Origin of the sequence: Bifidobacterium margollesii (assembly GCF_002860355.1) — a bacterium.
In the GTDB taxonomy this organism is placed as follows: Bacteria; Actinomycetota; Actinomycetes; order Actinomycetales; family Bifidobacteriaceae; genus Galliscardovia; species Galliscardovia margollesii.
On the sequence record NZ_NMWU01000011.1, the window covers coordinates 76,122 to 98,593 of the forward strand.

At 62.8% G+C, this 22,472-nt stretch carries 20 protein-coding genes and 3 tRNA genes; 6 read left to right on the forward strand and 17 right to left on the reverse strand.

Annotated elements, in window-relative coordinates:
• Positions 1 to 235: 235 nt before the first annotated feature.
• A complete protein-coding gene (locus tag Uis1B_RS03895) occupies positions 236 to 1,417 on the forward strand; it encodes an MFS transporter (RefSeq protein WP_101615770.1) in 1,182 nt (393 codons plus the stop codon).
• A gap of 26 nt (positions 1,418 to 1,443) precedes the next feature.
• Positions 1,444 to 2,661: a tRNA (guanine(37)-N(1))-methyltransferase gene (gene trmD / locus Uis1B_RS03900; RefSeq protein WP_101615772.1), complete on the forward strand. Its 1,218-nt coding sequence runs from the start codon at positions 1,444 to 1,446 to the stop codon at positions 2,659 to 2,661.
• A 302-nt stretch (positions 2,662 to 2,963) separates the two neighbouring features.
• Here the strand turns inward: trmD and rsmD are convergent, their stop codons facing one another.
• The 4 genes from rsmD to Uis1B_RS11980 all read right to left on the reverse strand — a co-directional run bounded on the left by rsmD (position 2,964) and on the right by Uis1B_RS11980 (position 7,802).
• Entirely contained in the window at positions 2,964 to 3,542 is a 579-nt protein-coding gene (rsmD, locus tag Uis1B_RS03905) for a 16S rRNA (guanine(966)-N(2))-methyltransferase RsmD (RefSeq protein ID WP_101615842.1), read from the reverse strand.
• A gap of 58 nt (positions 3,543 to 3,600) precedes the next feature.
• Positions 3,601 to 6,114: an ATP-dependent DNA helicase RecG gene (locus Uis1B_RS03910; protein ID WP_101615773.1), complete on the reverse strand. Its 2,514-nt coding sequence runs from the start codon at positions 6,112 to 6,114 to the stop codon at positions 3,601 to 3,603.
• Between the two features lie 158 nt (positions 6,115 to 6,272).
• The gene (gene rpmB / locus Uis1B_RS03915; RefSeq protein WP_100512281.1) at positions 6,273 to 6,464 is read right to left on the reverse strand and encodes a 50S ribosomal protein L28; all 192 of its coding nucleotides are present in this window, start codon (positions 6,462 to 6,464) and stop codon (positions 6,273 to 6,275) included.
• Positions 6,465 to 6,677: 213 nt separating this feature from the next.
• Entirely contained in the window at positions 6,678 to 7,802 is a 1,125-nt protein-coding gene (locus Uis1B_RS11980) for a CPBP family intramembrane glutamic endopeptidase (protein ID WP_101615775.1), read from the reverse strand.
• Positions 7,803 to 8,575: 773 nt separating this feature from the next.
• Between Uis1B_RS11980 and Uis1B_RS03930 the strand changes: the two genes are divergently transcribed.
• The 3 genes from Uis1B_RS03930 (at position 8,576) to Uis1B_RS03940 (ending at position 12,500) form a co-directional block, all read left to right on the forward strand.
• On the forward strand, positions 8,576 to 9,865 hold the full coding sequence (locus Uis1B_RS03930) for an MFS transporter (RefSeq protein ID WP_101615779.1): 1,290 nt from the start codon (positions 8,576 to 8,578) through the stop codon (positions 9,863 to 9,865).
• A gap of 393 nt (positions 9,866 to 10,258) precedes the next feature.
• Positions 10,259 to 10,786 carry a hypothetical protein gene (locus tag Uis1B_RS03935; RefSeq protein WP_101615780.1) on the forward strand — a complete coding sequence of 176 codons (528 nt, stop codon included), beginning with the start codon at positions 10,259 to 10,261 and terminating at the stop codon, positions 10,784 to 10,786.
• A gap of 406 nt (positions 10,787 to 11,192) precedes the next feature.
• Positions 11,193 to 12,500, forward strand: a complete 1,308-nt coding sequence (locus Uis1B_RS03940; RefSeq protein WP_101615782.1) for a glycosyltransferase family 4 protein — start codon at positions 11,193 to 11,195, stop codon at positions 12,498 to 12,500.
• A 25-nt stretch (positions 12,501 to 12,525) separates the two neighbouring features.
• On the opposite strand, the gene Uis1B_RS03945 is transcribed toward Uis1B_RS03940, so the two are convergent.
• The 10 genes from Uis1B_RS03945 to Uis1B_RS03985 form a co-directional block, all read right to left on the reverse strand.
• Positions 12,526 to 13,713 (reverse strand): MFS transporter, encoded by a 1,188-nt coding sequence (locus Uis1B_RS03945; RefSeq protein ID WP_243390246.1) that lies wholly within the window; start codon positions 13,711 to 13,713, stop codon positions 12,526 to 12,528.
• Positions 13,714 to 13,897: 184 nt separating this feature from the next.
• Positions 13,898 to 13,970 (reverse strand) — tRNA-Val (locus tag Uis1B_RS03950).
• A gap of 44 nt (positions 13,971 to 14,014) precedes the next feature.
• Positions 14,015 to 14,086, reverse strand: a tRNA-Val gene (locus tag Uis1B_RS03955).
• A gap of 7 nt (positions 14,087 to 14,093) precedes the next feature.
• Positions 14,094 to 14,166 (reverse strand) — tRNA-Gly (locus tag Uis1B_RS03960).
• Positions 14,167 to 14,274: 108 nt separating this feature from the next.
• A complete protein-coding gene (locus Uis1B_RS12430) occupies positions 14,275 to 14,406 on the reverse strand; it encodes a hypothetical protein (RefSeq protein WP_279324931.1) in 132 nt (43 codons plus the stop codon).
• The gene (locus Uis1B_RS03965; RefSeq protein ID WP_101615784.1) at positions 14,403 to 14,687 is read right to left on the reverse strand and encodes a hypothetical protein; all 285 of its coding nucleotides are present in this window, start codon (positions 14,685 to 14,687) and stop codon (positions 14,403 to 14,405) included. Before Uis1B_RS03965 ends, Uis1B_RS12430 begins: the two co-directional genes overlap by 4 nt.
• Positions 14,688 to 14,869: 182 nt before the next feature.
• A complete protein-coding gene (locus Uis1B_RS12310) occupies positions 14,870 to 15,355 on the reverse strand; it encodes an MFS transporter (protein WP_101615786.1) in 486 nt (161 codons plus the stop codon).
• Between the two features lies 1 nt (position 15,356).
• Entirely contained in the window at positions 15,357 to 15,794 is a 438-nt protein-coding gene (locus tag Uis1B_RS03975) for a MarR family winged helix-turn-helix transcriptional regulator (protein ID WP_101615788.1), read from the reverse strand.
• A 203-nt stretch (positions 15,795 to 15,997) separates the two neighbouring features.
• Positions 15,998 to 16,297: a hypothetical protein gene (locus tag Uis1B_RS03980; RefSeq protein ID WP_101615790.1), complete on the reverse strand. Its 300-nt coding sequence runs from the start codon at positions 16,295 to 16,297 to the stop codon at positions 15,998 to 16,000.
• 240 nt (positions 16,298 to 16,537) lie between these two features.
• A complete protein-coding gene (locus Uis1B_RS03985) occupies positions 16,538 to 17,038 on the reverse strand; it encodes a methylated-DNA--[protein]-cysteine S-methyltransferase (RefSeq protein WP_165782723.1) in 501 nt (166 codons plus the stop codon).
• Positions 17,039 to 17,388: 350 nt separating this feature from the next.
• Between Uis1B_RS03985 and Uis1B_RS03990 the strand changes: the two genes are divergently transcribed.
• On the forward strand, positions 17,389 to 18,837 hold the full coding sequence (locus tag Uis1B_RS03990) for an aspartate ammonia-lyase (protein WP_165782719.1): 1,449 nt from the start codon (positions 17,389 to 17,391) through the stop codon (positions 18,835 to 18,837).
• A 244-nt stretch (positions 18,838 to 19,081) separates the two neighbouring features.
• On the opposite strand, the gene Uis1B_RS03995 is transcribed toward Uis1B_RS03990, so the two are convergent.
• The 3 genes from Uis1B_RS03995 to Uis1B_RS04005 form a co-directional block, all read right to left on the reverse strand.
• Positions 19,082 to 19,615 carry an Hsp20/alpha crystallin family protein gene (locus tag Uis1B_RS03995; protein ID WP_101615794.1) on the reverse strand — a complete coding sequence of 178 codons (534 nt, stop codon included), beginning with the start codon at positions 19,613 to 19,615 and terminating at the stop codon, positions 19,082 to 19,084.
• 308 nt (positions 19,616 to 19,923) lie between these two features.
• A complete protein-coding gene (locus Uis1B_RS04000) occupies positions 19,924 to 20,460 on the reverse strand; it encodes a nitroreductase family protein (protein WP_165782720.1) in 537 nt (178 codons plus the stop codon).
• 191 nt (positions 20,461 to 20,651) lie between these two features.
• Positions 20,652 to 22,262 (reverse strand): amidohydrolase, encoded by a 1,611-nt coding sequence (locus Uis1B_RS04005; protein ID WP_423734858.1) that lies wholly within the window; start codon positions 22,260 to 22,262, stop codon positions 20,652 to 20,654.
• Positions 22,263 to 22,472 lie beyond the last annotated feature (210 nt).

Genomic DNA, 22,472 nt, shown 5'->3' on the forward strand with positions numbered 1-22,472 from the left:
ATGGTTAACCTTGATCGATCAGTACCGTTTGACAAGTACAACCTTGTACTAATTTGGTAATATACACCCATGAGAGCCATCCCGCAACACCATCGAACGACGACTTGGCCTCTACGCGGTCAGATCGCCATCAACATCGCGGAACGGGCTACCCATGATCGATTCGGCCGAATATCCGATGACGATCCGATGACGATGAATGCAACCGCAACAGAGACGGAGATCAGGAGATCATATGACGAAACACGCGAGCCGGGGACTGACGGCGCTGGCGTTCGGCACGTTTGCACTGGGCGCTGCGGAATTCGTGATGATGGGCGTGCTACCGCAGTCGGCGGCGAGCATGGGCGTGAGCATCCCCACCGCAGGCCATTTCATCTCCGCCTATGCGATCGGCGTCTGCGTCGGCACGCTGTTTCTGGTGTTCGGGCGGCGCATCCCGCCACGCACGCTGCTGCTCGCTTTCGCCGCCCTTATCGCCATCGGCAATCTGATGGCCGCATGCTCGGCGAGCTACGTCATGCTGCTCGCCGCCCGATTCATCTCCGGACTGCCGCACGGTGCGTTCTTCGGCGTGGCGGCCATCGTAGCCAAGGCGCTGGCACAGCCCGGTCGCGAAGCGAGCGCCGTCTCGATTCCGCTCACCGGGCAGACCATCGCCAACATGCTCGGCGTGCCGTTGGGCACCATGGTCGGCGAATTCCTCTCGTGGCGCATCGCCTTCGCGTTCCTCGGCGTCTGGGCCATCGGCGCGCTCGTGGTCATGCGATTGTGGGTGCCGAGACTACCCGCCATTCACGATGCCGGTCTGCTCGGCCAGTTCCGGTTCCTGACCAAGCCCGGCCCTTGGATGATCGTCGGCGCGGTGCTGCTCGGCAATACGGGCATCTTCTGCTGGTGGAGCTACGTGTCGCCGTGGCTCACGACGGTCGGAGGATTCCCTTCGGGCGCCACGCCGTTGCTGATGGCACTGGCCGGCTTCGGCATGGTGGTCGGCGGTATCTGCGGCGGCCGGCTGGGCGACCGCTGGCGCAACGGCGGATCGTCGGCCGTGGGCCAGTCCATCAGCTGCCTCGGTCTGGTGCTGGTCATGCTCGCGCCCGGCTCGATGCCGCTCGCCGCGGCACTGACGTTCCTGTGCTCGTTCAGCATGTTCTTCGTCAACGCGCCGCAGCAGCTGCTCATGGTGGATGTGGGCGAAGGCGGCGGCGAGATGATCGGATCGGCGCTGGTGCAGATCGGCTTCAATCTCGGCAATTCCATCGGTGCCGCGATCGGCGGCATGACGCTGAACGCCACCGCCATGAACTACCGGCTCTCCTCCGGCGCCGGCATCCCGTTCACCTGCATCGCCGCATTGCTGCTCGCCGCCTTCGCATGGCGGTACGAGCTGCGGGCGCCGCGCAATCCGCGTTGACTTGCGGGGCCGGTAGTCTGGAGCGTATGCATATTGACATCGTTTCCGTGTTTCCGGAGTATTTTGACGTGCTGAAGCTCAGTCTGCTGGGCAAGGCGCAGGAACGTGGCCTCATCGACGTGCGGACTCATAATCTGCGCGACTGGACGCACGACGTGCATCACTCCGTGGACGACACGCCCGTTGGCGGCGGCGCGGGAATGGTGATGAAGCCCGAGGTGTGGGCGCAGTGTCTGGATGATCTGCTGGGGATGAACGCCGTGGACTTCACGGAGTCGGATGGCGAACCCACGCTGACCCAGGATCCGGCCACGCTGGCCGCCGATCAGCGAAACGGATCGGCGGCCCACCGGCCGGAATCCGGCGCCGACCTTGGAGCCGATGGTAACGACACCGACGATAAGACCGAAAACGTGCGCACCGGCTCCTACCCCGACGGCAGCAGCACCGAAGAGACGGAAGACGCCAATCGCCGTCAGCTGCTCGACGCCAAAAAGACCCCCGAGGAGCTGATCGCCGCATTGGATTCGCTGTACGGCGAGGACGCCGGCTACAACGTACCGGAATACGACTTCCCGGTGCCGAAGCACCCGGCCGGCAGCGACCGCATGGACTCCGCAAACGAACCCGGCACCGGCTCCGACTCCGGCACGGACAAGGTCAAGGTCAAGCCGATTCTGATCTTTCCGAATCCCTCGGCTCCCCTGTTCACGCAGCGGGACGCCACCGAGCTTTCCCGGGTCGGCCGTCTGGTATTCGGTTGCGGTCGGTACGAGGGCATCGATGCGCGTGTGCCGGAATACTACGCGCGGCAGGGCGTTGAGGTCCGCGAGTATTCGATCGGCGACTACGTGCTCAACGGCGGCGAAGTGGCGGTGAGCGCGATGATCGAGGCGATCGTGCGTCTGCTGCCCGGATTCATGGGCAATCCTGAATCGATCGTGGAGGAATCGTATACCGGCGATCCGCTGCTGGAACACCGGCAGTTCACCAAACCGACCTCGTGGAGGGGCATCGCCGTGCCGGACGTGCTCACCAGCGGGGACCACGGCAAGGTCGACCGCTATCGCCGCGACGAGGCTCTGGAGCGCACGGCCCGCATCCGCCCCGATCTGATCGAAAGCCTCGACTGCAAGGCGTTGAGCAAGGCCGATCGCAAGACGCTGATGTTGCTCGGCTGGGAGGTCTCCGGCCATCATCCACGTCAGATTCCCCCGGACCGGCTTCCTCTGCGGTATTTCTAGGAGCGGACCGTCCCGTCGAGCCGGTTCCTCTCTCATCCGTTCCGAGGCCCCTCATCCGTCCGGCTTCGCCGGCCACCTTCCCCCAAGGGGGAAGGCAAGTATGAACCGCTCCCGCCGGCGGGGGCTGGACCGGCAGGAGCATGACGAGCCGGGCGTCCCACCAGCTTCGCCCCCGCCGGCGGGGGGCTGGACGCCGAAGGCGTACTGGGGGTGGCGAACGACACAGCAGTCAGGAATCCACAGTCAGGCAGAGCCCGACCACCCTCAGTCAGGCAGAGCCTGACAGCTCCCGCCAGCGGGAGCTACTCCTCCAGACAGTGTTCGACATAGAAGACGGCGGTTTCGCCGTAGGTACGGGTCTGCGTGATCTCCCAGCCTTCAGGTGCCATCGGATCGTCCGATCGAACCGACCGTTCCAGCATGATCACCCCACGCGGGTCGATAATGCCGTTGGCCGTCAGATCACGCAGCAGCTCGTTGCATGACTCGGTTTCGAACGCATACGGCGGATCGATGAACACCAGATCGAACGGACCATTGGGCGTGGCGACGAACTTTTCCGCGCGGGCCTTCACCGCACGGACGCTAAGATCGGCCGTCCAGGCACGAGACTGCCTCAGTTTGCTGAACGACCGGCTCAGCAGGCCCGCCGCCTGCCCCGCCGATTCAACGGCGACCAGGGATTTCGCGCCACGAGACAGCGCCTCCACGCCAAGCGCGCCGCTGCCGGCGAACAGATCAAGCACTCGGGCGTCACCCACCGCACCGATGGATATCAAATGTGAGAATATGGCCTCCTTGGCCCGGTCGGTGGTCGGTCTGGTGCCGGTCTTCGGCGCCGTAAGCTCAAAACCCTTGAATCGTCCCGCAATAATACGCATGGATCCCATTATGCACGGCCGGAAGCAGGGCAGGAAGCAAGGCTCATACTCCGCCCGGTCACGTACTGGTGATGAACCGCTCGTTGCCGCGCGTGAAATCAATCACGGCGCCGGCCAGCTGCGTGGCACCGGCCAGATCCGGATCGGCATCAAGCAGTTCGCGGGCCTGCTCACGCGCCTGCGCGATCATATCGGCGTCCTTCACCACGCGCAGCAGCTTCAACGATGATCGTCCGCCGGACTGCGCGTCGCCCAACACGTCGCCGGCCCCGCGCAACTCCAGATCGGCCTGCGCGATGTCCGCCCCGTCGGTGGACGTGCGAATCACCTCAAGCCGCTGAGCCGCAATGGAATCCGGCTCGGCACGCGAGATCAGGAACGCCCAGCTGTTCGTACCGCCACGGCCGACGCGACCTCGCAGCTGATGCAACTGCGAGAGACCGAACCGGTCGGCGTCGAACACCACGATGCAGCTGGCCTGCGGCACATCCACACCCACCTCGATCACGGTGGTGGCCACCAGCACCGGCGTTTCACCGTTGGAGAACCAGTCCATCACCTGTTTCTTGGTTTCGTCGTCGTCCCGACCGGTCAGCGTGGCGATTGCGATGCCCTTGAACTGCGGCAGTCCTGCCAGACGCCGGGAGATCTCCTCCACGGAGTGGAGCGGAGGCTTGGCTTCGCCGTCCTCCCCAGCGTCATCGAACGGATCTTCGATGAACAGACCGGTCTCCTCTCCGCGGCTCCGGTTAGCCGTCCTGCCGGAGCCGGTTTTCGACGCCTCACCACGGCCCGGCGCAGCGCCACCGGCCACAGCGCCACCTGCCACCACGGCGGGAACGTCATCGTCGTCCGGATTCTCCTCGATGCGCGGGCAGACGATATACGCCCGCTCCCCCGCATCCACTCGGCGGCGGATATGAACGAACATACGGGCCATCATCGGACCATCCGCCTCGGGAACCACCACCGTGCGGATCGGCTTGCGACCGCCGGGCAGCTCGGTGAGCCAGGAGATATCGAGATCACCGAACCATGTCATCGCCGCGGTGCGCGGAATCGGCGTGGCCGTCATCACCAGCAGATGAGGAGCCTTCTCCGACTTACGCCGCAACGTCTCACGCTGCTCCACACCGAACCGATGCTGCTCGTCGATCACCGCCAGCGCGAGGTTCGGCGCCTGGAACGTCTTGGAGAACGCGGCGTGCGTGGCCACCACGATGCACGGCTCGCCGCTGGCCGCCTTGGCCAGCACGCGCCGGCGTCGGGCGAGCTTCATGCCTCCGGTGAGCAGCAGCACCGGAACAACGTCCCCCTCCATGCCATCGAGCATGCGGGAGATGCCCTCGTAATGCTGTTCGGCCAATACCTGGGTCGGCGCGACCAGCACCGCCTGATGACCGGCGTCGACGGCCTGCAGCATGGCGGCGACGGCCACCACCGTCTTGCCCGAACCGACCTCGCCCTGCAGCAGCCGCTGCATCGGCGACGATTTCGACATATCGGTGGTGATGTCGTCAATCACCTTCCGCTGGCCGCCGGTGAGGTCGAACGGCAGCGAATAGATGAACCGCTGCTTCGCCGAAGCCACGTCCCCGTTGGGCGAGGGGCATGCGAACGCCTCGATCTCACCGCTGGCCGCACGGGCCTTGAGCAGCGAGACCTGGGAGACGAACGCCTCCTCGAATCGCAGCGTACGAATGCCCTCGTGGAACCGTTGCACCGAATCGGGATTGTGGATGGCCGCAAACGCCTCGGCCCGGTGAAGCAGATGGTTCCGTTCCCGCACCGATTCCGGCAGCACATCGACGATGGTCTGCTCCAGGCAGGCAGGGTCAATCGAAACCGAGTCGATCGCCGGCTGCGGCTGCACACCGTTTGCGGACACCGAGTTTGCGGACACCGACCCGACCTCGCTGGCAGCCGCAGGGTCAGACACACCCTCCGGCGAACCACCCTGAGAGGCCTCCTGGGAGGCGAGCAGGCGCAGGAATCCCAGAATCGATTCGTGAATATGATCGCTGGAAATCCGCGAACTGGCGTGATACACCGGCTGCGGCCGGGAGACCTTGGCCAGTGCGGATTCCAGCGAATCGACTTCCGCCGCATGGCCTTCCGGATCGCTGACCACCACCACGTCCGGATGGGTGAACTGCAGCTGCCCGTTGAATTCGCTTGGTTCGCCGGCCGCCACGATCACCGAACCGGCCTTCAGCCGCGAGCCCATCCAATCCGCATACCCCTTGTTGTGCGAAAAGAACACCAGTCTCGCGGAAGCCGGCATCGCAGACGCTTCGCCCTGCACGTCGGCATCGTCCACCAACGCCTCCACCCGGAATCCGCGTCGGGCATTCATCGGCATCACGCGCAATTGCCGCACGGTGGCCGGAAACGCGGCCTTGATGCCGATGCGCATCCGGGCGATCGGCGTCACCGGCACGGGATCGGTCACTCGGAACGGGTAGTACGTCAACGCTTCGCCGAGCGTGGTCACGCCCAGCGACTTGAGCGCACCGACCCGTCGTTTGTTCGTCATCAGCGACGAGATCGCGGAATCCAGTGAAACAGCCATGGGACCTCCCGTTTCGTTGACTGCGGATGATCGGAGATGCGACCGCCACCAGCGGGTGCACATCATCAGCGGATGATTGACGTCATCGGCGGGTGCACTAACAATAAACCCCCGGAATCATGCAATTCCGAGGGTTACGGTTGCTACGCAATGCGCAATCAGGCGACACGCTGAACCTTGCCGGCCTTCAGGCAGGAGGTGCACACGCGCAGGCGAACGTTCTCGCCATCCACGGAGGTGCGAACCGACTGCAGGTTCGGCAGGAAGCGGCGCTTGTTGCGGATATGCGAGTGAGAAACGGTGTATCCGACCTGCGGACCCTTGCCGCACACTGCACAACGAGCTGCCATGATGGACTCCTCTGACTTACTGTTTGTTCAAGTCTTCCCGTGTCCCCGTCGGGAAATCCCCGGCTTGAACACACAACTTCACGATGTTACCGCGAAATCCGCAAAGAAGCAAATAATGCGTGTATCATGCCGAGTCTTTCACATTCTACCGAACCCATGACTCGCCCGGAATCCCCCGGCGTGCATCCACCGGTCAGGGCACACATCAGCCGGTCAGGAGGCGTAGGCGGCCAGCCCGGAGATCACGGGAACGATCAGCATGACCATCACCGTAAGCACCACGAACACCACCACCCCGGCGTTGCCGAACGCGATCCGCGCCCGATTGCCCGGCAGCAGCTCCTGCGGGGCGGGCCGCAGCACGAATCCGCGACGCCGGATGATCAGCAGCACCACGCCGGCCACGAAGAGCGCGATCATCGCCAGGATGTACACCGCCAGCGCCACCATGACCGGCCAGCTTTCGCGCAGCACGGCCTGACGCTCATGGGCGGTTCCCGTTTCCAGCACGGTCCACGCCACGGAATTCAGCCCGTCGAGCACCATAGGGGACACGATGCCACCGAGGAGGTTCACCAGCGCATGCAAGCCGATCGTATAGCGCACACGACCGGTGCGCATATATACGTATCCCCAGAGCAGTCCCCAGCCGAAGGCGTAGAAGAACTGGTAGAAGTTGGCGTGCATGAGGCCGAAGATCAGGGCGGAGAAGATGATGGACAGGCCCTCGCCGTACACACGGGTGCGATCGATGATCTGCTTGCGGAACACATACTCCTCGACCAGCGGGGCAAGCACCACGAACACCACGAACTGCAGGATGATGCCACCGATGGAGTTGTCGGAGGCTACCTCGTCGAGCGCGTTCGAGGCCTGACCGGCGGAGAGCATGTCGGAGATCACCGACCCGAGCAGACTGCCGACCATCATGATCGGCACGCCCATGACGAAGAACGACAGATAGCGACCGACGCCCGGCCTGGCATCGGGATCGCCGGCGACGGGCCGAGGCGGCATGGGACGCAGCGTATTGAGGATCGCCAGCGTGATCGGCAAGGCGATCAGATACTGCGGCACGGCGGACAGCAGCAGCTGCACGGAACCGTTGCCGGTAAGCCCGGGGAACACCGCATTGAGGCCTTCGGCGAAGATGGACGCGGCCACATTGGTGATCAGCAGCAGGGCAAGCACCGCCCAGCCGATGCGCGAGAACGCCTTGCGGGTCCACTGCAGGTTCACCGTAGGGAACGACCGTCCGCGATCGTCGGTCTGCGCGGGTTGGATGCCGTTGATCTCCCTCGGCACGCCCGGGGCGACGGCCGGCGCGGGATATGGCATGGGCGCCGGGCCGTATGGGCCGTATTGCGGCTGGCCATACGGGGACTGACCATATTGGGGTTGACCATACGGCTGACCGTACGGGGACTGAGCGGTCTGAGGCCGACCATACTGATCGTATGAAGTCGAGTATGGCTCCGAGGCGTACGACTGTGGCTGCGCAGGATACGATTGGGGAGTCTGCCCATACCCATACCGGGATTGCGGCTGGCCGTACGGAACCTGACCGTACGGAACCCGCTGATCATACTGTGCCTGACCATACGGCGACTGACCATACGGAACCTGCTGGCCATACGGAACCTGCTGGCCATACGGTTGCGTCGGGTAAGACTGTGCAGCCGGCTGATCGGCGGACAGATACGGATCGATCGGCGAGCGGAAGCGGCCATTCGCCTGTGGGCCGGATTGCGTCTGCGCCCCGGATCCCATCCGTGGGCCGGATTGCGGACCGAGGCCCGGCTGCGGGGATTCAGGCTGCCAGGAGTCGGATTCCCGTGCCCCGGATTGCGGATCGGCGGATGATCCCGATTCACCGGAACGATTCCGTTCCGCGGAGGAATCGGGTTCGGGGAAATGATTCGATTCAGGCTGTGGTGACGTCATACTGTTCGAGTGTACGTGACTTCATTGAAGAGCACCGAACGTTCTCTGAACGCAATCGCCGAATCACGCAATCCTCCGGCAATTCACCGTCCGTTCATGATCGGCGTTCATCGCACACCGCTCGTACCTTTACGATGAAATTTGGCGATCTGCGATGAGGAGGCAATATGTCCGACACGAATTTCCCTGCCGACGGCCGCACGCAACTCAAACCCACCGACCGGCTCTCCGCCCGCGAAAAGAAATGGATCATCTACGACGTAGGCAATTCGGCGTTCGTACTGCTCTCCACCGCGGTGATTCCGATCTACGCGAAGTCACTGATGCCCGATGACGGCAACATCGTCGCTGCGTGGGGTTACGCGCAGACCATCGCCTCGCTGGTCATCGCCCTGCTGATGCCGTTGCTCGGCTCGATCGCCGACGTGCAGGGCATGAAGATCAAGTTCTTCCTCGGCTTCTTCGGCACGGGCGCGGTGATGTGCTGCGCGATGGCCCTGCCGCTCACCTGGCTGCCGTTCCTCGTCGTCTACGTGCTGGCCACCATAGGTCTCAACGGCTCGCTGACGTTCTACGATTCGATGCTCATCGACACCACCACCAACGAGCGCATGGACAAGGTCTCCTCGCATGGCTACGGCTGGGGATACGTCGGCTCCACGATTCCGTTCATCGCCTGCATCGCGCTGATCTTCGGCGGCCCGGCGCTGTTCGGCTGGTCCACCACGGCATGCACGCGCGCAAGCTTCGTCATCACGGCCGTCTGGTGGGTGGCGTTCACGATCCCGCTGATCACCAGCTACCGTCAGGTGCATTACCGCGCCACCCGCGAGCACACGCGCGAGGCCGTGCGCGGCACGTTCACCGAGCTCGCCGGCACGCTGCGCAAACTCGTGAAGAACAAGCCGCTGTGGATGTTCATGGTGGCGTTCTTCTTCTACATCGACGCCGTGAACACGGTGATCTCGATGAGCACCTCATACGGCACGCAGCTCGGCATCGACTCCACCCAGCTGGTGGTGGCGCTGCTGGTCACCCAGTTCGTGGCGTTCCCCTGCGCGATCATCTACGGCCGTCTGGCCGGCCGTTTCGGCTGCAAACCGATGATCACGGTGGCTGTGGTGGCCTACATGGGCATCGTGTTCTTCGCCACGTTCTTCCTCAAGGCGGCGCTGGAGTTCTGGATCCTCGCCATTCTGGTCGGCATGTTCCAGGGCGGCATCCAAGCACTGAGCCGTTCGTACTACGGCAAGATCATCCCCAAGGATCACGCCAACGAGTACTACGGCCTGTACGACATCTTCGGCAAGACCGCGTCGATCCTCGGCACCTTCCTCGTGGCCACGACCACCACCCTCACCGGCAACGCGAGCTTCGGCGTGCTCTCCATCGCCATCCTGCTCGTCGTGGCGCTGGTGTTCCTCACCCTGCAGAAGGATCCGACGAAAACGGCGTAGCTGCGGCTCATCCGGCCACCCTCAGTCACGCTGGCTCATCTAGTCACATCCAGTCACTTGACCACCCTCAGTCACGCTGACTTATCCGGCCACATCCAGTCACTTGACCACCCTCAGTCACGCTGCGCGTGACAGCTCCCGCCAGCGGGAGCGAGTGCCCACCCTCAGTCACGCTGCGCGTGACAGCTCCCGCCAGCGGGAGCGAGTGCCCACGTTGCAGGCAATGCCGCTCCCGTCGGCGGGAGCTGTCCGCCTGAGGCGGACTGAGGGTGGGCCACCGAAACCGCATATCGCCGTATCGCTGCTCCACGCCGTTCCGCACTCGCTCGAATTCAGGAATCCATCACTGCCCCATCACCTTCACCACAGGCCGCGCGATCGTATACTGTACGCATGAACGCATCAAACCGTCATTCGTTCAGATCAAGACCTCGAACGGTCGACATCGCGGCGGTCCTGGTGCTGGCCGCCATCATCGGATACGTCGGTTATGCCATGCTCTGGCTGCCAAGCCGTCCGTTGGACGTCAGCCATACGCAGTACGCGATCAGAACCGGCGACAAATTCACCCATCGTCAGATCGACGATGCGATCGGCGTGATGCTGGACCGCAAACACCACGACTGGCACGGTTGCCGAATGGACCGCATCCGCTACGACGAGGCATGGTCAAACGAACAGCTCAGACTCGAACACCAGATGACCATCGACTCCCCCGGTTCCAGCTCGTCCATGTCGGATGCCATCGATACGTATGGCATGGACCGCGTCGTCATCTTCCAATCCGATTTCCAATGTCCCACCGGCGGCGATGGCAGCTTCGGCACCGACGAGCAGACCGGCTGGACGGACACCTACGCCTACGCCCCCTCCTCGCCGAAGGCCGCCCACGGCTGGGTGTTCATCGACTCCGGCTACTGACATCGGCCGCAGACCGGCCGAAGGCCCACCACCATCTTGAGGTTGCATCGGCGAATCGCAACCCAAAAACCCCACGCAACCATCGGTTGCATCCCTGCGATTCCAAGGGTTTGCGGCATGGCGGCGCATAATCCTTCCAGCCTTCCCACCGGGAAAAGGCATCCGCCGCAGCCGACGCGCAACGTTTCCTGCCTTCCCCTTGAGGGGAAGGTGGCCGGCGAAGCCGACGCGCAACGTTTCTTACCTTCCCCTGGGGGAAGGTGGCCGGCGAAGCCGGACGGATGAGGGGACCTCCCAGTGCAGCACATCATGCACCGAAGAATTTACGGGGCGTTCATCCATAGCGTCGGATAGCCCCTATCGGCAAATCTACGATGGAAGGAAGATTCTTTCATCGGGAGTATTCATGTCCACACATACAGACGCGCCGCGCGTCGGCGAGGATCAGACGGCATCGGCGCAGGCGGATGCTTCGTATGAGGGCCGCCGCCTTTCCGTGCTGATCGTCAGCGAATCCTCGCTGGAGCAGACCAACGGCGTCAGCGGCAGCGTCAAACGCATTCTCGACCGCTTCGCAGAGCGCGGATTCGACGCCCGCGTGATCGCACCACAGCCGGCACCGGAGGGAGGCACATACGACGGCTTCCCGGTGACCGAGGAGCCTTCGTGGCCGATCCAGAACTTCAACGTGGCCATCTGCACGAAAACCCCGGTGATCCAGGAGATCAAGAACGGCCCGAAACCCGACATCATCCATATCGCGGCTCCCATCTCGAAACTCGGCCATGCCGCGCTGATCGCCGGCGAGGAGCTCGGCGTGCCCACGGTGGCGATCTACCAGACCGACGTGGCCCAGTACGCCCGACGATTCGCCCGGCAAACCATCGATGGCGTCGATCCCCGTCCCACTCCACACCACAATGGCTGGCTGCGCCGAATCGGCGAGGCCGCCGGAGACAAGGCCGAACAGATCGTGGCGGATCGTATCGCGCAGATGCATAATCTCTCCACACTCACGCTCGCCCCCACCGATCAGGCCCGGCAGCGTCTGGAATCCTTCGGCGTTGATCCGAAACTCATCCGCATCTGGGGTCGCGGCGTGGATTCGACGCTGTTCACCCCCGAACGGCGCAGCACGCCCAACGTTCAGGAGCTGCACCGCCAGTGGAGCCATGACGGCACGGTTCCCGTCGTCGGCTATGTGGGTCGTCTCGCCCCGGAAAAGCAGGTGGATCGGCTTGCCGTGCTCGCCGATCTCGACGTGCAGCTGGTTGTGGTCGGCGGCGGCCCCTGCGAGGCCGAACTCCATGAGCAGCTGCCGAACGCGGTGTTCACCGGCATGCTGCACGGCGACGATCTGGCCGACGCCTATGCCGCGCTGGATATCTTCACGCATACCGGAGCCGAGGAGACGTTCGGGCAGACGATTCAGGAGGCCATGGCCAGCGGTCTGCCGGTGATCGCCCCGGACAGCGGAGGCCCGATCGATCTGGTCCGCCAAGGTGAAAGCGGTCTGCTGTTCGACCCGCAGGACGACGCGGATCTGCACCGCTGCGTGGAGACACTCGTTACGGATGATTCCCTGCGTAAGCGTATGGGGACGGCCGGTCACCGAATCGTACAGGCTCGCACCTGGCCGGCGATGGTGGACAGACTGATCGACTACTATCGCTTGGCCATCGAGATCAATCTGGCCCACAGCGTCAGCCGGTAGCGCAGCGGCAATCGCTGACGCAACGTCAGACGGCGGATCCCGCCCCACCTCCATGCACATATCCGGCGCTGGCAGCGTACAGCAGCCAGGCGGCAGGCATGACAAGCATGAACAGTGGGTAGAACCAGGCGATCGGCACACCGCCGTACAGCATGCCGCCGAGCACAGGACCGAGCGTCATCCCCAGATCGATGCCCGCATAGTAGGTGGCGTTGGCGATGCCGCTGCGCGCCTTGCCTGCGATGATCACGGCCTGCGCCTGTGTGACCGAGCTCATCACGCCGTAGGCGGCGGCCATCAGCACGGCGGCAAGCAGCAGCAGCACATTACCGGTCATCAAATCAAGACACAGCAGCGACCCGAGCATCGCAGCCGAGCAGCCGACGAGGAAGAACCGGAAGCTTTTACGATCGAACCAGTCTCGGAACCCGATGCGCATGATCAGCAGCGCCACGGCATAGCAGGGGTAGAACAGACTCACCTCGACGGCGAGATGCCTGGTGTTCGCATAGATGACGATGAACGACTGCGTGGCGAAATACGGAATCGCGAACAGCATGAACACCAATGACAGCGGCACAACTCGCGGCTCCACAATACTGCGCAGGGAAAAACGACGTCGAGGAGCGGGTTTGGCGACCGGATGACCGCCATTCTTGATGAACATCACGGATATCACCATCAGCATGGCCATGACCATGGAAATGATGAACGTGTGACGGTACCCGATCAGCCGATGCATGGTGATGCCGGTGGCGGGGCCGAGCGCCATGGCCAGGGCATTCGTGGTGCCATACAGTCCCATGCCGGCTCCCATATGACGTATCGGCAGCAGTAACGACATCCACGTCGCCAGGCATACCGAGCAGCAGGCGAATCCGACACCGTTGACCATGCGGGCGAGCAGCAGCGATACCGGGCTTGAAGCCGTGGCATACCAGATGCTCGATATCAGATACAGGGCGGAGCCGACGCCGACCAGCAGTCTTTTGCTGGCGCGGTCGGACAGATTGCCGGCGATCGGGCGACAGAACAGGGAGACGAGACTCATCATGCCCGCGACCAGCCCCATCATCGCACCGGAGGCGCCAAGGCTTTCCGAAAACCCCGCCATCAGCAGCGAGGACAATGTATTGCTGGCCATGAAGCAGAACGTGGCCAGCATCACCAGCGCCACGTCCCGCGTGATCAGTCGCTCATCCGGGTTTTTCACGTCACCTGTTATAGCGCCACGTCATTCGATTGACAAAACCTTCGTTCACGATGCAATATCAATTGATTCGCCGACTCTCCCGCCAAACCGATACGGCGAGATAAAGCACTGTCTTTGATGCAACATCGAGGAGAAGAAGAGTCGTTCGATTGAACTATGGTCACTTGACCGGCACGAATCTGTGTGGGCGATGCAGGAATCGAACCTGCGACCCCTTCGGTGTGAACGAAGTGCGCTAGCCGCTGCGCCAATCGCCCGAATTGCTTCGGATATAAGAAACGCGAGGCTCCCCTCGCATTCGTGGGCGATACAAGATTCGAACTTGTGACCCCTTCCGTGTCAGGGAAGTGCGCTACCTCTGCGCCAACCGCCCGGTTGCGAGCGGACAACGGGACTCGAACCCGCGGTCTCGACCTTGGCAAGGTCGCGCTTTACCAACTAAGCTATGTCCGCAGTCTGTCGCCTTAACAGGCAACGGAGAGGTAATATACACGACTTTCAACCCAATGACAACACATCGGCGTGTCACGCCAGTTTCCAGTCATCACCACTCCGGCAAAATCACCATGCGGCGACAGCGGAAACACCGATGATTTCTGCGGTGCCGTCGGCGTCCTCACCGATGAATGTCAGCGGGGAAACACCGACGGCACCCACCTGAAGATCACGCGGCGCACCGGATTCGCGGATCATGTCCGCGCAAGCTTGGTCGTCCCGGAACGGTGGAATCCGGCCCTACGGGATAAGTTCGGACCGTGGGAGGAACTAGGACTATGAGCCAAACCGGGACTATAGGCTATCGCAGCGGCGATATGCCGCAACGACAAGGTTCGGCCGGTCACGGCGATGGTGCCGGGCTGGGTGGAGACGAAGACGGTTCGGCGATCGGCCGGAAATTCGATCTGACGTGCGTCCGTATCGGTCCGACGGTCGGTCATCGAGCTGGTCAGGGAATCGGTCAGGGAGCTGGTCATGATGGGTCCTTTCGTCATGCGGGCGACGGAACTGCCGCCGCCCGAAGCATTCGGTTCTGCGTTCGAGTCTTCATTAGACCCCACGAGCCGCAAAACCCACTTGGACGCCCCTTATGAACCACTCCGCACTTACCTCGGTTTTTGCGTGCAATACCTGATCGTTCACTGAGGAAGATCAGCCGTCAGCCCCGCTTCACCCGTAGGAACACCAGTGGTATCAGCACCAACGGTACGACACTGACCCCCATAGCAAGGAAGGTCAGATTAAGGCCTTGCATGGTGGCCGCCTCGGGTGCGCTGAGCACGCCCATCAGCCCGACGAACACCGCCTGCCCTATTGCGCCGGCGATGGTACGCAGCGCGGTGAGCAGGGCGTTTCCTCCGGCCTGAAGTACGCGGCCGATCATGATGATCGGGAACGACGACGACAGCACGCAGACGACCGATCCGAGGATGAACAACGCCGCGCCGATGAGGTACAGGCGCTTGGTGGGAAACCTTGTGATCAGGAACGCGGTGGTGAGCGCAGTGGCCATTGTGGTGGCGGCGATGCAGGAAAGCATGATGTTGATGAAGATCATCGTGCGACGGCGTTCCGGCAGCCGATGCGTCTCGTTGGCCGTTGTGGCCGCGGACAGCGCCGGGGATTCGTGGTTCGTGTCGGCCATGTCACGCCTCCTCGCCGCGCAGCTGCATATAGTGGTCGCGAATGGCTTCCAGGATCTCGGCGAATTGTCGGCGCTGGTCGTCGCTCAGTGCTTCAAGCAGCTCGTGGGCGGAGCCCCCATCCATTGACCGCACACGGATCGCTTCGGCATGGCCTTCCTCGGTGAGCGCAATCAGGTAGGTTCGGCCGTCCTGCGGGTGTGGCGTCCGTCGCACCCAGCCGCGGGCGATCATTTTGCCGAGTAGTTCGCTGAGCGAAGCGGCCCGGATTCCCAGCACCGCCGCGAGCCTCCGCTGGCTGACTTCGCCGAGTCCTTCGATCGTGAGCAGGCATCGATACTGTCCGCTGCCATAGATCGGCGACCCTTTTCTTGCCACGTCTCGACGGTGGCTCATCCGCGCCACCGTATGGAACAGCTCCGCAATCCGCACGTCGCTCATTTCATGAGATTCCATCGATATCCCCAATCATTTCCCCATATCCACATGGTCCCGCAGCATAATGGCACGCGAGCACCGTGGTTCTTTGTTAGGTGCCTTGCAGATTAAAGCGAGGTACCTAACAAAACTCTGGCATGAAAAAACCCGGTCGCCGTGGCATGCACCACATCGACCGGGTTCAGCGCGGTTGGGGAGGAAGAAATTCAGCCGCGCTTCTTGACCAGATCCTCGGACTCCTTGTCCAAGGTGGCCATGATGGCGCTCTGCGCCTTCTTCACGTAGGAGAAACCATCGGCCGCGGTGAACTTGGCCTTGGCATCGGCATCTTCGGAAACGGCGCGGGTCACACGGGCGATGGCGACCAGCACGTTCGGCAGCTGCGAATCAGGGGCGTCGTTCCCCAGCTCGCCGTAGAACCGAATGGTCTCCACGTCATTGGGATTGGCGGTATTGCCGGGAGCAGCCTTAACAGCCTCAACGATGCCACCGAGATATTGCTTCATTGGATATTCAGTTGGAATGCTCATACCCCTTATGGTAGGAGCTCTGGACGCCAGAGAACAGCTTTTGAAACTGGTTACGCCAAAGGGTAAAACCCTATACCCGATCGGCTTTTCGTAGCAGAATAAAGAATATTGACTCTCTTAGAAAACCCAGTGTTTGCAACCTTTTGTCAACCAATCAGCAACCCGCGATTCATCAACTTCCAACCGGATTCACCGAACGTCCTTCAAACGCCGACCTCAAGATTCCGGCAGATCGAACCGGGTGAGATCAACCCCCTCATGCTCCAGCAGCGCGGCCTTGACGTCAAGCCTGCCGCCGTATCCGCCGAACGACCGACCGGCACCGACGACGCGGTGACACGGCACGATGATCGTGATCGGATTGTGCTTCACCGCACCACCCACCGCCTGCGCGGCCATACGCCGTCCACCCCGGCGTTCGGCCAGCTCGGCGGCGATCTCGCCATAGCTCATCGTCTGACCGTAGGGAATCTCGGCGACCACGGCCCACACCTCGCGCCGAAACGCGCTGCCCTGCGGATTCAACGGCGGCGTGAATCCCGGATCATGCCCCGCGAAATACTCGTCAAGCCAGCGTCGCGTGAGGTCGAACACGTTTTCCGCCGATCCGCGACCCTCTCCACAGGAACCCGATCCACACCGCGCGTCCGACGCACGCCACCACCAATGCTCCAGACACAGTCCGGTCAGCGATTCGCCGTCGGAGGTCATAACCATCCGACCGATCGGCGTCTCCACCGATCTTTCCACTGATTGGCTGATCGCAGTCATACCGTTCTCAACTTCCTCTCGTCGCTTATGACCATCCCTGTCATATTGTGCTTCGAAGGCATCTCATCACCGGAAACCATCTCATCACCCACTGCAGTCATGATGAGGACACCGCGATGCCGATGCAACCGATCCGTGATCTGCGTCGCATTTCTTTCGCAGCTGAACTATGGTGTTTCATGCGGCATTCGGTCATGATGAACATCAGAAGACCGATAGGGAAGCGCCTGCGGCGAAAGCGCGGACGAACGACGACCATCAAACACATGCGGTCATCAGCACACATGGAGGACATCATGGCGGAGCAGACACAGAAGACGCAAACGACGAACACCCGGCTCGAACACGACTGCATCGGCTCGATGGCAGTGCCGGCCGACGTGTATTGGGGCATCCATACGCAGCGCGCAATCGGCAACTTCCCGGTCTCCGGCATCACCGACGCCCAACATCCCGAACTGATCCGCGCCTACGCCACGGTGAAGCGCGCCTGCGCCGCGGCCAATGAGGAGCTCGGCCTGCTCGACCCGGAGAAATCCCGGCTGATCCGCAAGGCGTGCGAGGAGATCGAAGGCGGCAAACTCGCCGACCAGTTCCCGGTGGACGTGATGCAGGGCGGTGCGGGTACGTCCGCGAACATGAACATGAACGAGGTGATCGCCAACCGAGCGCTGGAACTCGCCGGCCGACCGCGCGGCGACTACGAGTACATCCACCCCAACGACGACGTGAACCACTCGCAGTCCACCAACGACACCTATCCGGCCGCCTGCAAGCTCGCGCTGATCGATGCGATCGGCCCGCTGGCGGAAAGCGCCAAGAAGCTCGCCAAGGCCTTCCACGATCTCGCCGACCGGCACATCGAGGACGTGACCATCGGACGCACGCAACTGCAGGACGCCGTGCCGATGACCTACGGCCAGGAGTTCCACGCCTTCGCCACGCTGCTGAAAACCGATCTCAACGCCTTCGACCGCGTGGTGCCGCAGCTCGCCGTGCTCAATCTCGGCGCCACCGCCATCGGCACCGGCATCTGCGCCGATCTGCGATTCCGCCGATCGGCCATCGACCATCTGGCCCGCATCACCGGGCTGCCCGTCACCACCGCACCGGATCCGGTGGCCGCCATGACCGACATGGGCGCCTACGTGGCCACCTCGGCCGCGATCAAGAACCTCGCCGTGCACCTGAAGAAGGCCGCGGACGATCTGCGACTGCTCAACTCGGGCCCGCGCGCCGGATTCAACGATCTGACCGTACCGGCAAGACAGGCCGGGTCGAGCATCATGCCCGCGAAGGTGAACCCCGTGATCCCCGAATGCGTCAACCAGTGCTGCTTCACGATCTTCGGCATGGACGTGACCGTGAACTGGGCCGTGGCCGAAGGCCAGCTGCAGCTCAACGCCTTCGACCCGCTGATGGTGCATGAACTGCTCACCGGCATGACGCTGCTCACCCGCGCAATGAACGTGTTCCGCAGGAACTGCGTGGAAGGCATCGAAGTGCATGTGGCCACGGGACGCCGATACGCCGAATCCTCGCCGTCGATCTCCGCGGCGCTGAACCCGTACATCGGGTACGAGCACGCGGCCGACATCGCGAAGGAAGCCGTGGAAAGCGGTCGGACCGTACGCGAGGTGGCCGGAGAACGAACCGCCCTGCCCGCCGAACAGCTGGACGAAATCCTCGATCCGATCCGTCTGGCCCGAGGGCTCGGCCAGACCTGCCGCGAGCATCTGGCGTAGGGGCCTGTTCCTTGCCTTCCCCTGGAGGGGAAGGTGACCGGCGGCAGCCGGACGGATGAGGGGCCGCGGGCGGCGGAAACGACAAAGGGTCTGCGGGGATCACTCCCCACAGACCCGCAAGTCATGTCGATATTGTCTGTATTACACGAAGCGTCGCCTACATCACCCTCATCAGTCTGCCGGAGGCAGACAGCTTCCCCCACAGGGGGGGGGAAGCCGAGTAAGGATCGTTTTCTTAACGGACTCAGTCCTCAATGGCGATGGTGTGCTTCTGCTCTACCTGAGGCTGAGCGTCCATCTTCGGCAGGGTCAGGCACAATGTACCGTTCTCGTACTTGGCGTGGATATCGGTCTCCTTCAGACCGTCACCCACGTAGAAGCTACGAGAGCACGCACCGCTGTAGCGCTCGCGACGCAGCCACTTGCCATCCTCGGCACCGGCACCCGAAGCCTGACCGCCATTGGCGGCGGCGTTCGCATCGGCCGTATCGGCACCGGTCTGCGTGGCGCTGTTCTTGTAGCCCGTGACGGTCAGATAACCGTTGTTCAGCTCGATCTTGATATCGTCCTTCTTGAACCCCGGCATATCGATATCGACGTCGTACTTGTCGCCCATATCGCGCACGTCGGTGCTCATCATGGAGTTCATCGACATCAGACCCTGACCGTTCTGCATATCCTGACCGGCATTGCGGGTGCCACGCCAATCACCGAAGAACGGATCATCGAACAGATCCGAGAACATCATGTCATTCATCAAAGCCGGAAACATCGCCATAATCGGTACTCCTTCATATCCGGAGGAGAAGCGGGTTGGCTTCAGATCGCCGGCCGGAGCCTTTCGGTCGGCCGGCGATCTGTTTTCGTGGCCGCTTCCGGAGCCCTTATCTCGGGCTCCCACCTTCGCCTTGCAATTCCTGTTATAGGTCGCTCGGCGGGAACCGTCATCAATGTTTACCCACAGTGAAAAACTTGAGTGATACAGACTCAAGTTTTAAATCCATCGGCACCCGAACCGCGCCGACTCCCGAAAAACCACGGATGTGCAGACCCCACAGGTGCTCGGACCCCGACGAGGCCCGGCGATCAGATGAAATGCGTGATGATGTTCGCGGTGGTGGCCTCGCGCGGTTCGGCCAGCAGATCCGGATCGGCCGGATGCCCCAGCGTCATGGCCGAAACCGGCACGAACCCCTCGTCCACGCCCAGCGCGGCGAACATCTCGGGATGCTGCTGCAGGCTCTTGATCACGCCGAGAACATATCCGCTGCCCAGACCAAGCTCGGTGGCGGCCAGCTGCATGTTCTCGATGATGCATCCGGCATTGCAGTAGTTCGTCCCCCGCTCCATGCCGTCCTCGGAACCGGAGACCAGAATCAGCACCGGCGCCCGATACGTCGGGCCGGTGCCCATACGGCCGCCATTCGCACCGGCGAGCGCGTCGATGGCGTCAATGGCCTTACGGTCGCTGATCACCGAAATCTGCACGGCCTCGAAATCATGCATGGCGATCGGCGAAGCGTTCGCCGCCTCCAGAATCGTCTGGATCTGCTCCTTGGTGACCGGCTCGTCGGTGAACGAACGGCAGGTCTTTCGCGTGGTGATCACTTGCATCGTATCCATGACAACCTCCTTGCGGTCATTACGGCCGGCAGCGCCGCCGACCCTACGATCCATCTTAGGAGCCGGTTCGACGGATCGGCGGAGGCACCGCGGCACCATCACACCACGGCACCATCACACCACGGCACCATCACACCACGATGTCGCGGTCACAGTGCCGTGGCGCAATCACACCACGGCAACGCGGGGAGTCACAGCGTGGAATACGTCCATCGGCCGGCGCACATCGTGGCCGCCACGGGCATGTTGCGCAACGCCTGCGCCGATCCGTTCGGCCCGCCCGCCGCAAACGGGTCGGCGTCGAGCAGCACCAGGTCAGCCGGATCCCCCGCCGCCACCCGAGTGCCACGCCCGAAGGCGGAAGCGGCGATCGCCGTGCGCACGTCGAGCGTCTGAGCCGAATCGTCGGCCGGGCGCTCGTCTCCGGTGCGATACACCGCAGCCGCAATCGCCACCCATGGGTCGAGCACCGCCACCGGCGCATCGGAGCCGAACCGCAGCGGCACGCCTGCGTCGTGCAGCGAGCGGAAGGCGTAGGGCATGAGTCCGTCGTCGCGGATCATGTCGGCCCAGTATCGAGGGATCACATCGCGATCATCCACGGCATGCTGCGGCTGGATGCTGGCGGTGAGGTCGAGCCTCGCGAACCGTTCGACGTCTTCGGGTTTGAGCAGCTGGGCGTGTTCCACGGCACCGGCAGCTCCCGTGTGCTCGAAGGCGTCGAGCACGATGCTGTTCGCCTCGTCGCCTATGGCGTGGCAGGCCACGTCGAACCCGTTGTCACTGGCCAGTTTCATGTACCGTTCGATCTCCTCGGGTTTGTAGCTCATCGTGCCTCGGGTGGGCGGCACGATGCCGGTATATGGGTGGGAGCAGTAGGCGGATCGGGTGTTGAGCGAACCGTCGGAGATGAGCTTCAGCGTGGTGATGCGTGCGAGGCCGTGGCTGTGGGGGATCTCGTCGCCGCCATGCCGGTGCGCCTCGACCGCCCGCTCGAGATATTCGGGGTACATGCCCACGCGCACGCGCAGCAAATCGATGCCGTGGGCGAATCTCGCCGTCCACTGACCGATGGTGTCTGCCATTTCGTAGTCGCAGATGCCGACCACGCCCTTCGACGCGGCATCCCGTTCGGCGGTTTCGATCAGCCTGAGTTGTTCCGCGCCGCTGGCGTCGTCGAGTTTCGCGTAGGCGTCGAACCATTCGAGCTCCCCCACCAGACCGCTGTCGCCCACATGCACGCCGAGCATGCGCGCCGCCGCGGAGTTCACCCATCCGCAGTGCATGTCGGCGCTGGACAGTGCGACCGGCTGGTCTCCGGAGGCCTCGTCGATCATGGCCAGCGTCGGCTGGTCGGCGTCGGACCACAGTGAATGGCGAAACCGCATGCCGACGACGATGGCGTCCGGGGAGAGTCCGGCCGGAGAGCGGCGAAGGGTCTTCAGATGATCGCGCAGCATCGCCATCGCTTCGCCGGCGCTGCCGGCACGCAGCAGGTCAAGCCGGCCGAACGTCGAGGCCCACTGGGTGAAGTGGGTGTGTCCGTCCCACAATCCGGGGATGATCCACCGGCCTTCGGCGTCGATGACCTCGGCAGCCGTATCGGCGGTCCGGGAAATATCACCGGCCGACGTCGCCGTGCCGACGGTCGTATTGCCGCCCCGGATCGGAGACCGGTCGGCCGGAGCGACTTCGGCGATCCGACCGCCATCCCCGGTGATCTCCACAGTTACGTCCTCAATGCGATCGGTTCCCGGAATACGGACGTTGGTTATTCGCATCCGTTTGCCGAATCCACCCATATCGAATCCGCCCATATCGCCCGCGATACCGTTACCGCCATCCGCAATACCGTTACCGCCATCACCATAAACACCATCATGCATATCGCCATCATGCCACGCCGCAACCATGCATGACGGCGATCGACCATGCTTAGCGGACATCGGCCGAAATCGATCGGGATCTTGGGATCACCGCCGACGTTTTGCAATCATTCGGTCGGTTTTCAC